Annotated in this window: 12 protein-coding genes and 1 tRNA gene; 9 read left to right on the top strand and 4 right to left on the bottom strand. The window is 58.2% G+C overall.

The genetic code is table 11. The annotated features are described in order from the left end of the window. Positions 1–160 precede the first annotated feature (160 nt). The 5 genes from ACVC7O_RS16450 (at position 161) to ACVC7O_RS16430 (ending at position 3,129) form a co-directional block, all read left to right on the top strand. Complete coding sequence (locus tag ACVC7O_RS16450; protein ID WP_458323197.1) at positions 161–1,036, top strand: carbon-nitrogen hydrolase family protein; 876 nt, start codon at positions 161–163, stop codon at positions 1,034–1,036. Positions 1,037–1,114: 78 nt separating this feature from the next. Then, positions 1,115–1,333, top strand: a complete 219-nt coding sequence (gene infA / locus ACVC7O_RS16445; RefSeq protein ID WP_005978431.1) for a translation initiation factor IF-1 — start codon at positions 1,115–1,117, stop codon at positions 1,331–1,333. 43 nt (positions 1,334–1,376) lie between these two features. Then, positions 1,377–1,913, top strand: a complete 537-nt coding sequence (locus tag ACVC7O_RS16440) for a Maf family protein (RefSeq protein WP_458323196.1) — start codon at positions 1,377–1,379, stop codon at positions 1,911–1,913. Beyond that, on the top strand, positions 1,910–2,932 hold the full coding sequence (locus tag ACVC7O_RS16435) for a ribonuclease E/G (RefSeq protein WP_458323195.1): 1,023 nt from the start codon (positions 1,910–1,912) through the stop codon (positions 2,930–2,932). The genes ACVC7O_RS16440 and ACVC7O_RS16435 overlap by 4 nt, the downstream gene beginning before the upstream one ends. Further along, positions 2,929–3,129, top strand: a complete 201-nt coding sequence (locus ACVC7O_RS16430; protein ID WP_458323194.1) for a DNA gyrase inhibitor YacG — start codon at positions 2,929–2,931, stop codon at positions 3,127–3,129. The genes ACVC7O_RS16435 and ACVC7O_RS16430 overlap by 4 nt, the downstream gene beginning before the upstream one ends. 39 nt (positions 3,130–3,168) lie before the next feature. Here ACVC7O_RS16430 and ACVC7O_RS16425 read toward each other — a convergent pair whose 3' ends face one another. Genes ACVC7O_RS16425 through ACVC7O_RS16410 form a run of 4 tightly spaced genes read right to left on the bottom strand, consistent with a single transcriptional unit; the run spans position 3,169 to position 7,113 of the window. Then, entirely contained in the window at positions 3,169–3,900 is a 732-nt protein-coding gene (locus ACVC7O_RS16425) for a peptidase (RefSeq protein WP_458323193.1), read from the bottom strand. A 32-nt stretch (positions 3,901–3,932) separates the two neighbouring features. Next, positions 3,933–4,730, bottom strand: coding sequence for a transglutaminase family protein (locus tag ACVC7O_RS16420; RefSeq protein ID WP_458323192.1), 798 nt, complete (start codon positions 4,728–4,730; stop codon positions 3,933–3,935). A gap of 12 nt (positions 4,731–4,742) precedes the next feature. Beyond that, entirely contained in the window at positions 4,743–5,684 is a 942-nt protein-coding gene (locus ACVC7O_RS16415; protein ID WP_458323191.1) for an alpha-E domain-containing protein, read from the bottom strand. A gap of 1 nt (position 5,685) precedes the next feature. Further along, positions 5,686–7,113: a circularly permuted type 2 ATP-grasp protein gene (locus tag ACVC7O_RS16410; RefSeq protein ID WP_458323190.1), complete on the bottom strand. Its 1,428-nt coding sequence runs from the start codon at positions 7,111–7,113 to the stop codon at positions 5,686–5,688. 275 nt (positions 7,114–7,388) lie between these two features. Between ACVC7O_RS16410 and ACVC7O_RS16405 the strand changes: the two genes are divergently transcribed. The 4 genes from ACVC7O_RS16405 to ACVC7O_RS16390 all read left to right on the top strand — a co-directional run bounded on the left by ACVC7O_RS16405 (position 7,389) and on the right by ACVC7O_RS16390 (position 12,310). After that, positions 7,389–7,463, top strand: a tRNA-Phe gene (locus ACVC7O_RS16405). Between the two features lie 308 nt (positions 7,464–7,771). Further along, positions 7,772–9,109: a hypothetical protein gene (locus ACVC7O_RS16400; RefSeq protein WP_458323189.1), complete on the top strand. Its 1,338-nt coding sequence runs from the start codon at positions 7,772–7,774 to the stop codon at positions 9,107–9,109. A 22-nt stretch (positions 9,110–9,131) separates the two neighbouring features. Next, positions 9,132–10,874 carry an SIR2 family protein gene (locus tag ACVC7O_RS16395; RefSeq protein ID WP_458323188.1) on the top strand — a complete coding sequence of 581 codons (1,743 nt, stop codon included), beginning with the start codon at positions 9,132–9,134 and terminating at the stop codon, positions 10,872–10,874. Beyond that, positions 10,871–12,310 (top strand): argonaute/piwi family protein, encoded by a 1,440-nt coding sequence (locus ACVC7O_RS16390; protein ID WP_458323187.1) that lies wholly within the window; start codon positions 10,871–10,873, stop codon positions 12,308–12,310. Before ACVC7O_RS16395 ends, ACVC7O_RS16390 begins: the two co-directional genes overlap by 4 nt. The last annotated feature ends 28 nt before the right edge of the window (positions 12,311–12,338 follow it).

The raw sequence follows: 12,338 nt of genomic DNA, 5'->3' as shown, positions 1-12,338 counted from the left end.
AGTTTTCGATTTCTTGAGGATATTTTGCGCGTTCGTCAAGAAAATATGGGTTCGCGACCTGGTTGAATGTCAAAATTCCGAATAGAAGTGCGATGCGCGCCGGGCTTGCAGGGCCGCACCGAATCCGGGAGGTTGGAGCGAAGATACAGAGGACCCGACCATGAAAGTCGCCACCGCCGCCTATCCGCTCGATATGCTCAACTCCTGGGCCCAGTATGAAGACAAGATCGACGCCTGGGTGGCCGAGGCCGCGGGGCAGGGTGCTGATCTGGCCGTTTTTCCCGAGTATGGCGCGATGGAACTCGCCACCTTGGCGGGCGCGGACGTGGCGGGCGATCTCGAAGCGTCGCTCTTTGCGGTGTCCGAGCGGCTGGCGGATGCGGATGCGCTACACCGGCATTTGGCGGAGCACTACGGGCTGCATATCCTGGCCGCCTCGGGGCCTGCCGCGACCGAGACGCGACCGGTGAACCGCGCCCGGCTCTTTGCACCGACGGGCCAAAGCGGCGCGCAGGACAAGCAGATCATGACCCGTTTCGAGCGCGATGTCTGGGGTGTGATCGGCGGCGGGCCGTTGCAGGTGTTTGATACGGCCCTCGGCAAGATCGGCGTGCTGATCTGTTACGACGCCGAGTTTCCCCTGCTCGGGCGGGCGCTGTCCGAGTGCGATCTGATCCTCGTGCCCTCCTGCACCGAGGCCTTGTCAGGCTATTGGCGGGTGCGCATCGGTGCGATGGCGCGGGCGCTGGAAAACCAATATGTGACGGTCATGGCGTCACTGGTGGGCGAGGCGCCGTGGTCGGAGGCGGTGGACATCTCGACCGGTATGGGCGGTGTCTTCGGGCCGCCTGATACCGGCTTTCCCGAGACGGGCGTTCTGGCCGAAGGCACCCTGAACACACCGGGCTGGACCTATGCCGAGGTTGACCTTGCCACCATAGCCCATGCGCGGGCCGATGGCGTGGTTCTGGGGCGGGCGCATTGGCCGGAACAGAACGGGCGGGACGGCCCCCCGCCAATCTTGCAAATGCGTTAATTCCCCTTGAAAAACCGCCGAAATGCGCGCATTTAAGCGGCGTCCACAAAGAGGTGGGCGTGCAATGAAGGAGAAACCATGGCCAAGGAAGATACGCTCGAATTTCCCGGTGTCGTGAAGGAACTCCTGCCAAATGCGACATTTCGGGTCGAGCTGGAAAACGGCCATGAGATCATCGCACATACGGCAGGCAAGATGCGCAAGAACCGCATCCGCGTTCTGGCAGGCGACAAGGTTCAAGTCGAGATGACGCCATACGATCTGACCAAGGGTCGGATCAACTACCGCTTCAAGTAACCCTTTGTTTATTCTGGGGTCTGGAAGTCCGCGCCGCAAGGAATTGCTGGCGCAAATTGGCGTTGTGCCGGACGATATTCGCCCGCCGGACATCAATGAAGACCCCATCAAGAGCGAGTTGCCACGCGCCTATTGCCAGCGGATCACCCGCGAAAAGGTGGCTGCCGTTGAGGCCAGTGCGGAGGATATCGTGCTCTGCGCGGATACCACGGTCGCCCTGGGGCGGCGGATACTTGGAAAGGCGGCAGACGAGGCGGAGGCCGAGGCGTTCTTGCGGGCGCTGTCGGGTCGCAGGCACCGGGTGATCACCGCGGTGGCCGTGCGTCGCGGCGATCACATTTGGGAGACCGATGTCGTGAGCACCGTGCGGATGAAGCGCCTGTCAGACGTGGAGCTGCGCGGCTATCTCGCCACCGGTGACTGGCAGGGCAAGGCGGGCGCTTATGGCATCCAGGGCCCTGCGGGGCAGTTGATCCCCTGGATCAGCGGGTCGTTCACGGCCATCGTCGGCCTGCCCCTGGCGGAGACATCAAACCTTCTGTCCGCGGCTGGTCTACCGGTCTGGGCCACCGCCTCATGAAGGGGCGCAGCATTCTTCTCGATCACTTGCAGGGGCGCGAGGCGGCGGCGTTGGTGGTCGACGGGCAGTTGCAGGATCTGCTGATCGATGCGGAGGCCCCGCGCCCGGGTACCATCTACCGCGCCATCGCGGACCGGCCCGTGAAGGGGCAGGGCGGCATGTTTCTCAAGACGCCGGACGGAGCGGCGTTCTTGCGGCAGGTGAAGGGGCTCGCGCCCGGACAGCCGCTGCTGGTGCAGGTCACCGGCTATGCGGAGGCGGGCAAGGCGCTGCCGGTGACACAGAAACTGCTCTTCAAGAGCCGCTATGCCATTGTCACGCCCGGCGCCCCGGGGCTGAACATCAGCCGGTCCATCCGGGATGATGACCGGCGGGATGCCTTGCTGGAGATCGCGCATGAGACGGTCGAGGACGACACGTTGGGGCTGATCCTGCGGTCCTCCTGCGCCGAGGCTGCGCGCGATGACATCGCAGAGGATATCGGCCAGATGGCTGATCTCGCGGCGCGCATCCTGAGGGACGAGGGCCGCGATATGGAGACCTTGGCCGAAGGGGACGGGCCGCATCTCCTCGCCTGGCGCGACTGGGTGGACCCGGCGGAGGTGGTGACCGCGCCGGGGAGCTTCGAGGCTCAGGGCATCCTGGATGAGATCGACCGGGCCCGTCACGATGAAATGCCATTGGACGGCGGCGGACGGCTCTACATCGAACCGACGCGCGCACTCGTGTCCGTTGACGTGAATACGGGCCGTGATGCGTCGCTCGCAGCGGGGCTCAAGGCGAACATGGCCTGCGCCAGGGCGTTGCCACGGGCGCTGCGGCTGCGCGGCCTCGGCGGGCAGATCGTGCTCGACCTCGCGCCCATGCCCAAGAAGGATCGGCGCAGTTTCGAGACGGCCCTTAGGCAAGCCTTTCGCGCCGATGACGTCGAGACCGCCCTTGTCGGCTGGACCCCGCTGGGCCATTTTGAGTTGCAGCGCAAACGCGCGCGCGCGCCCCTGAGTGAGGTTCTGACATGAGCTGCCCCATTTGCGGAAATGACACCTTGCCCGACATGCGCCCTTTCTGCTCGAAACGCTGCGCAGACCGTGACCTCGCGCGCTGGTTCAACGGCAGCTACGCGGTGCCCTCGAACGATCCGGACGACGGGGACGCTCTGGAAGAGGCGCTTGACGAGGCCGCGCGGGCCGAAGAGCGGCCAGACAAGCCGCACTGAGGGGCAGGCAGGTTCGGCGGGCTTTCAGGCCGCCGCGTCTCAGAGATCGAAGGTGGGCAACTGATCGAAAGCGGTCCGCAGCGCATCGCCCCAGCCGGTGGAAATGCTCTGGTAGACCGCATCGTCATGTTCGATCCGCCGCTCCAAAAGCGGAGCATACGCATCGTTCTCATAGACCATCAGGTCAAAGGGGGGCGCGACCGAAAGGTTCGAGCGCACGGTGGAATCGAACGACACCAGCAGCAGCTTCACCGCATCTTCAAACCGCATGTGCGGATCGTAAGCGCGCACCAGGATGGGGCGGCCATACTTCGTCTCGCCGATCTGGAAGAACGGCGTCTCTTCGGTCACCTCGATGAAGTTGCCTTCCGGGTAGATCATGAACATCGTGGGCGCGCTGCCCTTGATCTGACCACCCAGGATAACCGTTGCCTGAAACGCCGCGTCCCCGGTCTGACCGACCGGTGCGCTCTGGGCGATCACCTCTTTCAACGTGCGTCCCACCATGCGCGCCACCTGAAACATCGACGGCGCGTGCAGGATCGACGGGTCGCGCTCGCCGACCGCTTTCACACGCTCTTCGATCATGCTGACCAGCGCCTGCGTGGTGGCGAGGTTCCCGGCGGTCATCAGCGTGATCAGCCGCTCACCCGGTACGCCCCATTGAAACATCTTGCGGGTCTTGGAGAAATTGTCGACACCCGCATTGGTGCGCGTGTCGGACATGAACACAAGGCCGCGGTCGAGTTGCAGGCCCACGCAATAGGTCATGGAGTCATTCCGCTTTCAGATCCCGCATAGCCTTACTGCTGTACCTGCAGCGAGACAATCATGGATTCATTCGAGGCCCCCAGCCGCAGCCCGGAAATGGGGGCCGCGCGCCGGTAGTCGCGCCCATGGGCGAGCCGCACATAGCGCTCATCCGGGCTGATGCCGTTCGATACATCGAACCCGACCCAGCCGAGACCGTCCACATGCGCCTCGGCCCAGGCGTGGCTGGCGTCCTGATCCACCCGGTCGTCCATCAGCAAATAGCCCGAGACATAGCGGGCAGGCAGGTCGGCCGCCCGCGCCGCGGCCACGAAAATCTGCGCGTGATCCTGGCAGACCCCGCTGCCACCCATAAGCGCCTCTTCGGCGGTTGTGGCGGCATAGGTCTCGCCAATCCTGTAGGGCGCGGCCATGAGGATGGAACTGGAGAGCGCATGCAGCGCGGCCAGTTGGTCAGAACTCTCTGTCAGATGTTTTGCAAGAGCTTTGATCCCGGGGCCAGCTTCGGTCAGCGGGGTGGGCTTCTGGAAATACCACAGCGGTGCCGGGCCATAGACCTTGCCGAGCACACCAGATGTATCCGTTGTCTCGACCTCACCCGCAGCCGTGATCGCCACCTCCTCGGCGCCCCGGTCGACGCTGACGAGATGCACCTGACCGCCGTTATGATCGCGATACTGCGTCTCGATCTTGCCACCCTCGACGCTGATCTCCCAACTATGCACATCTTGTTGCGCGGTGTTGGGCGGGGTCAGCCGCACCTGCTGCAGAGCATATTCCACGGGCGCGTCATAGCGGTAGCGGGTGGTGTGGTTGATTGTCAGCAGCATCCCGACCTCCCCTTAGGCCATGAACCGGAAATCTTGCTCGATCTGGGCGCCGAGCGCGTTGTTGTCGCGGATGAACTCGGTCACCACCTCGTGCAGACCAAGGTCGAAGACGGTGTTGATGTCCGAAGCGGAGACCCAGCGCCTGAGCCTGTCGGCCAGATCGTGGCAGGGGTGCCGCTCCTGATACTCCTGCTCGAGATAGCGCAGGTTCTCGGTGGTCTGCTTCACGCAGAAGGCCAGCGAGCGGGGCAGGCGCTTGTCGAAGATCAGGAAGTCCGCGATGGCCGTCGCGGTCATGTCTTTCTCGTCAAGCCAGCGGAAACAGCGATGCGCCGAGACCGAGCGCAGGATCATCTCCCACTGCACGTTGTCGAGCGACGAGCCGACGGCGGAGGCCGAGGGCAGCAGCGTGTAATACTTCACGTCGATGATCCGCGCGGTGTTGTCCGCGCGCTCGATGAAGGTGCCGATGCGGGCGAAATCATAGATGTCATTGCGCAGCATCGTGCCATAGAGCGCGCCGCGGACCAGTGCGCTTTGCTTTCGGATGATCGCAAGCGCCGCCGGCAGATCGACCGTGGTGAGCGGCTCTTTGAGCAGATCCCGCAGGGTCATCCAGTTGTCATTCACGGCCTCCCAGACTTCGGTGGTGAGCGCGGTCCGCACAAGCCGCGCGTTGTCGCGCGCGGATTTGGTGACGGACATGACGCTGGAGGGATTCTCTGGATCGCGCAGCAGCCAATCCATCACGAGCGTGTCGCTGTAGCTGTCGTATTTGGCCTCATAGCCGATGCCGGCGCCGGAGGTCGTGACCACCGACTTCCACTCCGATTCCGCGTCTGACGAGCGGGTGAGCGCCATGCGGAACCCGGCCTCGAGAAGGCGCGCGGTGTTTTCGCTGCGCTCCAAGAACCGGAACATCCAATAGAGGCCGCCTGCGGTTTTTCCCAGCATATCAGTCCTCCAGCACCCAGGTGTCTTTTGTACCGCCGCCTTGGCTGGAGTTGACCACCAGCGAGCCTTCGGTGAGCGCCACACGGGTCAGCCCGCCTGGCGTGATGTTCACGCCCTGTGGCGAGACCAGCACGAAGGGCCGCAGGTCCACATGCCTTGGCGCCAGTCCCTGATCCACAAAGATCGGCACGGTCGAGAGCGACAGCGTGGGCTGAGCGATGTAGTTCGCGGGCTTCGCCTCCAGCTTCTTGCGGAAGGCGGCGATCTCTTTCTTGCTGGCGGCTGGTCCCACGAGCATGCCGTAACCGCCCGAGCCGTGGACCTCCTTGACGACAAGCTCCGCGAGGTTGTCGAGCACGTATTTCAGCGCCTCAGGTTCGGCGCAGCGGTGCGTCTCGACGTTCTTCAGGATTGCTTTCTCGCCCGTATAGAACTCAACGATTTCAGGCATGTAGGAGTAGATCGCCTTGTCGTCGGCGATGCCCGCGCCGGGGGCGTTGGCGATGGTGATCCCGCCCGCGCGATAGACATCCATGATGCCTGGCACGCCCAGCATGCTGTCGGGGTTGAAGCTCAACGGGTCGAGGAAATCGTCGTCGATCCGGCGGTAGAGCACATCGACGACGCGGTAGCCCTGGGTGGTGCGCATGGCGATCCGCCCGTCGACCACGCGCAGATCGTGCCCCTCGACCAGTTCGGCCCCCATCTGGTCGGCGAGGAAGGAATGTTCGAAGTAAGCCGAGTTGTGGATGCCAGGTGTCAGCACCGCCACTCGCGGTTTGCCGACGCAGGCCTGCGGCGCCGAGGCGGCGAGCGAGCGGCGCAGGTTCTTGGGATAATCGCTCACCGGCTGCACCCGGATTTGCGCGAAGAGTTCGGGGAACATCTGCAGCATCGTTTCGCGGTTCTCCAGCATGTAGGAGACGCCTGAGGGCGTGCGCGCGTTGTCCTCCAGAACGAAGAAATCGCCTTCGCCCGTGCGTACGATATCGGTGCCGACGATGTGGGTGTAGACGTTGCCCGGCGGCGTGAAGCCGATCATCTGCGGCAGGAACGCCTCGTTGTGCGCGATGAGCTCCTTTGGGATGCGCCCCGCGCGCAGGATTTCCTGGCGGTTGTAGATGTCCCAGATGAAGGCGTTGATGGCGCGCACGCGCTGGTCGATGCCTTTTGACAGGCGGCTCCATTCCCGATGCGACAGGATGCGCGGGACCAGGTCGAAGGGGATCAGCCGCTCCTGCGCTTCGGCCTCTCCATAGACGTTGAAGGTGATGCCGGTGCGGCGAAAGAACGCCTCGGCCTCTTCGGATTTCGACTCCAGACGCGCGGGGTCCTGCGATTTGAACCATGCGTCGTATTGTCTGTAGGGGGAGGTCACCGATCCGTCGGATCGGATCATTTCGTCGTAAGTCAGTGGTCCTTTTGTCATCCCCCCATGATACCTAACGGTTAACGGCGCACAACCAATTGGATGTTGTGGGTGGTCCTGCAACGAGAATTCAGCGGAACTGCTGGCTTTTTCGGCGCATCAGAGGAGGTGTGTCAGTCCGGGGTGGTTCCTGGATCGGTGCGCCGGTGCCTGCATGGCGGTTTTGCGCGCTGCACTCGGTGCTGTGATGATGCTGCGCAATCGGCAAAAAGCCTCTGGACACCTTTGCTGCAACCTCCTAGAACCCGCTCACCCAGCCAGCGATGGCAACCCGTGCCCGGGTAGCTCAGGGGTAGAGCAGTGGATTGAAAATCCTCGTGTCGGTGGTTCGATTCCGCCCCCGGGCACCATAAAATTCAGAAAAAACAGTATCTTATGGGAAAATTCTTTTCCTCGATACATGAACCTTGCCCTGTGGGTATCAATTGGGTAGCGTTCGCGGGTTCCCGACGCACTCAGAATGCTAGATGAAACCCCAAGGCTGCTTCGCAGAGAACCAGGATTCCGCGACGAGCCTCTTCACCGTGTAGAACGATACGCTGGCGTGCTGTCGATCAGATTATCATCAAGCAACGCCTTTCGCTCTTATCGCATGAGCCATTCACTGATAACCTTTGGTCACAAGATATTGCGCATGCGCCAACGAGAGTGAGCAAATATGTCAGATTTGGTGCCTCAGAAAGTCGAAAGCCTACCAGCAATCACTGAAGGAACCGACGATTTGTTGACGCAGATCACGAACTCGCTGGGCGTGCCACGCGAGGTCCTTCCGGCAAAGGCCCAAATAGATCACACTTGGGAGAACTTACCCAGACTGTTGAGCAAAATACCGGCAGAGTTGCGTGATGAAAGAATGATCCGACTGTGCGTCGCCGTCTCGGTAGGATTGTTCGATAGCGCAATCAACTATGTTTGGAATTCCACAATCGTAGAGTTGCGCCAAAAGGTCATCCGCTTCGGCTTACCAATTGTCGCCCAGCTTACATCGAAAACTCTCGATGAAAGCAAGCTCCTGGAGATGATGGATCATGAACTGCTCAAGTTGTGCCTGGAGTTAAACCTTATCACAGAGGAGGGCTATTTTAAGCTCGATCAATGCAGGGCAATTCGGAATAGTTTTTCAGCAGCCCATCCCGCTGTTGGCGCGCTGGATGAAGATGAAGTAGTCAATTTCATAAGTCGTTGTGCTCGCGCTGCCTTGAGCGACGTCAATGTTCCTGCAGGTGTGAATTTCAACGAACTGATTGCTGCAATCAAGGCAGGACAGTTCAATGGGGATCAGGAGGCGTATTGGACTGCTGCAATCAAGGGTACACACGCGGCACAACGTGAATTGATCGCTACTGCACTGCATGGAATGTACTGCGATGAAGCGCTTGGCCAGAGCGCGCGCACCAACTGTGCAACGTTGTTTTTACCATCAGTCGAACTGGATGGAATTCCGTCTGCAATAATTGACCAACATCAACGATATGTTGGAAAAGGTGAGCAAGCCAAGGCAAGTGCATCCCGAGATTTTTTCACAAAGTTCAATATGCTTGGGCTACTCTCGGAAGCCGAGCGTCATTCGATAGTTTCGACCGCGTGCGACCGACTAAACGCCGCCCATCAGGGAATGAACAACTTCTACAACGAACCACCATTCGCAGCTCGCCTGCACGAAATTGTTGGAGCATCTGTTGTTCCTGAAACGGTTCGCTGGAAGTTTGTTGAAACAGTGGTTTCATGTGCAGTTGGAAACCAATATGGAGTTTCCTGGGCGGCAAGCCCTCACTACGAAAGCATGATCAAAGATTTCTCGCCCAAAGCATTAGAAATGATGCTTTCCATTCCTGGCAGCAAAACTCTCGTTGGGAACAAAATAAAATTCTACCCAGCTTGCCATCAGCGGTTCGCCGAACTGGTTGGGTTACTGGCGGGAACGAGTATTCCAACAGCTTTGCAAGCTAGCTACACCTACTGGATGAATGAGCTCGCGAAGCATCAAGCATCGTAACGAAGTGAAGATGAGAAACTGAATGGATGAGCTTGTATTAGACTTCCCAGTTTTCTTGCGGAAATTTGAACAGCGAGCTTCTGGTCTGATGTGGTTGCTTGGTGCCGGTGCCTCAAGAGCGTCAGGGATCAAGACCGCAGGAGACATGATCTGGGACTTCAAGGCACGGATTTTCAGGTCTGCAAAGAATGTCAGCGCTTCGGCCGTTTCCGATTTGGGAGATGAAAGAGTTCGACAAGCACTGCAACAGCATTTCGATGATGCAAGAGGCTACCCCGTTTATGGTTCTGAAGAGGAATATGCTCATTTTTTTGAGGAGACATACCCGGACCCTAAGGATCGCCGGAGCTACATTGACGCCGCCATGAGAGGTGCAAAGCCGAGCTACGGCCATCTGGCATTGGCGCATTTGTTGAGGCGAGATCTTGCTCGCATCATTTGGACAACAAACTTTGACCGATTGGTTGAAGACGCGGTTGCTCAAGTCATGGAAACAAGCTCCATTCTAACCAGTAGCGATCTGGGAGAGCCGGACAAAATGGCTCGGGCATTCGCTGAGCAGCAGTGGCCTCTATACGGAAAAATCCACGGAGACTTCCATTCCGTAGCTTTGAAGAACACCACCGAAGAATTGGCATCTCAAGATGCCGCAATGCGTCGTGTGCTTCTCGATACTTGTCGTAACCAAGGATTGATCATTTGCGGCTACAGCGGCCGTGACGAGTCAGTCATGTCAGTTCTTACTGAAGCTCTCAATGATGGAGCTGGGTTTCCCAATGGCATTTTCTGGGTCACTAGACAACAAGATTCCCCGTATTCCGGTGTGATAGAATTCATAAGAGCCGCTCAATCTATGGGGATTGATGCTAGTTTTGTGCGCTCTGGGAGTTTCGATGAACTGCTTTCGGATGTCTTACGCTACCTCCCTCAAACAGAAGGTCTTTCGATAGACTTAGACGACAAAAAGAAAATCCGGCCACGTCCCATTGATATCAGTGACAGGTCAACAGCTGTTCCATTTGTTAGAACAAATGCAATCCCTATTGTCGAATATCCGCGAACCGCAAGGCTCATTGAATGCGAAGTCGGAGGAGGGAAAGAAGTTCGAGAAAAGATCAAAGAGATGCGCTCGACGTTAATGGCATCTCGAATAAAGAAGGGCGTAATTGCCTTCGGTGACGATGGGGAAATTAAACGAGTTTTTTCAGGCAACAACATTCGCAAACTCGATACACACGGCATTCTCGATGATCGTCTGCGATTCGAGTCTGGTGAACGCACTCTCATCAGGGACGCTCTGTTTCGGGCACTTGCAAACCACTGTGGGCTCGACACACATCGCCGCGGTGCCCGAACTTTCTTCAGGAGCGATATGGGAAACTTCAATTTTGCTCGTGAGAAGCTTCAAAAGGCAACTGGCGGGCTTGGTGGCACCCTTGCAAAAGGAAACATCGTTTGGGCGGAAGCGTGTGAAGTCAGGTTAGATTTCAAGCTCGACGGGTTGTGGTTACTTATCAATCCACAGGTTTTGATAGATACCGACGACTCAACGAATTCAGATGACGTCCAAATCGCCCGGGACTTTGTTCGAGAACGGCGGGTAAAACGCTACAACAAACAGTTCAATGACATTCTAGACGCTTGGGTGCATGTAATTCTTGGACATGGTGCGGAGCCAATTAGCGTTGGTATCGAGGGGGGCACCGGGATCGGAGCGCGGTTCGAACTCGTGCCGGTTACCGGATTTAGCGGGGTTTCCGCATGACCGGAGCAACGAAACCATTTCACCTACCGCGCCACAAGCAACTTGGCGAACCAAGATTGAAGTTTGGTCGGCAAGACTCAAATGCTGTTGATGTGCATCCTCTTCGCGGGTTGCTCGATCACGGGCCATTTAGCCAGCTTAGACTAGCGGGGGTTCCGAACCCGATCAAAATCGCATTTATCGGCCAAGAGGCAATGATTGGTCGGCTAAGGCACTTGGCAACAGAGTTGCAGGGGCGGCACGAACCGAAGGAAAGAAGGCAATTTCTCATTCCTTATCCAGGTTTCACTCGGGTTTTTGGCGCTTCTATTGCGCCGGCAGATAGGTCTACATGGATTACGTTACCGAAGGAAATCGATGATCAAGTATCCGAGTCAGATGCTCCACATCGAGAGTTGGCCGATGTCCTGACATCGGCGCTATCAAGCTTGGTGGCTCACCGGCATTCATTTGACGTGGTCATACTCGGCTTGGATGAAAAATGGTCGAACGCCTTTAGCGGCAATGATCACGATGATTTTGATCTGCATGACTACTTAAAGGCTTATGCAGCGTCGGCTGGGATTTCGCTCCAAATCGTGCGGGGTGGTCAATCACAGCGTGCGTTGGACTACTTCTGCCGATGCAGTGTGATGTGGCGTCTTTCAATCGCGATCTATACTAAAGCTGGTGGTATCCCTTGGGCGTTGGCAGACACTGTTCCCAACACCGCATACATTGGAATTGACTATGCCTTGAGGCCTAACGCGGGACCAACCGAGCGCTTTGCAATTTGCTGTGCACAGGTTTTTGACTCCGACGGCGCAGGATTGGAATTCGTAGCGTACGAAGCCGATGATATTCGTATCGAACGGCGAAATCCCTACATGCGTGAAGACCAGATGCTTCGGGTCATTTCTAGGAGTTTATCAATCTATCAAAGGCGCCACGCTGGGTCTGTGCCGGATCGCGTCGTCGTCCATAAGAGTACGGAGTTTCGCCGAGACGAAGTCAAAGGCTGCCTTTCGGCATTAAGCAGCGTGCGAGACGTCGAACTGCTTCAAGTTCAGAGGCGGCATGGATGGCAAGGGGTGATCTTTGATCAGCCTAAGAGTGCGAATAAATACCCATCATTGCGTGGGCAGGTGCTCCCTGTTGGCGAAAACGAAGCGCTTATGTGGACACAAGGTTTGGTCGCGTCGATAGGTTCACCGCCGGGATATTACAAAGAGGGTAAAGGCATCCCTCAGCCCCTGTTGATTACTCGGTTTTCTGGACGAGGCGACTTTTTCGACCTATGCCGCGAGACTCTCGCGTTAACGAAAATGAACTGGAACAATGACGGACCGTACACTCAGATGCCAGTGACTCTTGAGTATGCTGATACCCTTGCTCAGATAGTCAAACGAATGCCCAAACTGGAGGCGCGGCCTTATCCTGTTCGCCTCTTCATGTGAGCCAACGATATCGGTAGGCGTTATTTCT

It is taken from the genome of Roseobacter cerffii (genome assembly GCF_054226325.1).
Note: the sequence above shows the minus strand (reverse complement) of the source record. Positions and strands in the feature narration are given on the sequence as shown.